At 56.6% G+C, this 401-nt stretch carries 1 protein-coding gene and 1 tRNA gene; both read right to left on the reverse strand.

Going from position 1 to position 401, the window contains the following annotated elements:
- On the reverse strand, window positions 1–203 hold a 203-nt coding region (locus tag B4F73_RS09805; protein WP_290483143.1), incomplete at its 3' end, for a hypothetical protein.
- 118 nt (window positions 204–321) lie between these two features.
- Window positions 322–398: transfer RNA gene (locus tag B4F73_RS09810), tRNA-Arg, on the reverse strand.
- Window positions 399–401: the final 3 nt, after the last annotated feature.

Consider the following 401-nt stretch of genomic DNA (forward strand, 5'->3'; position numbering starts at 1 on the left):
TCAAACTTTTCCTCATGCGTCAGGTTTGGCCGCACATCGCTGACGATGCCAACATTGATTCCCGGCAGGTCCGGTCGTGTCAGATAGATACTGTTGGGGGAAACCTCGACCGTCCATCCGGCCATTGGAATGTCCTGCGCACTCGCCGTCGGCAAGGCAGTGGCGAGCACGGCCATTCCAGCCGCGACACAAAACGAACGCATAAGAGTCCCCACACTTAATTGCTTGTCGCAACAGTGTTCAACACGCGCGCGAACAGGGTCAACCCAATCCCCCGGAAAAACCGAAAGGGGCTCGTTTCAAATGTTCAAGGAAGGAAAATGGCACACCCGGAGCGATTCGAACGCCCGACCCCCAGATTCGTAGTCTGGTGCTCTATCCAGCTGAGCTACGGGTGCCTG

The sequence above is a fragment of the Hyphomonas sp. UBA3601 genome, from assembly GCF_002375605.1.
GTDB lineage: Bacteria > Pseudomonadota > Alphaproteobacteria > Caulobacterales > Hyphomonadaceae > Hyphomonas.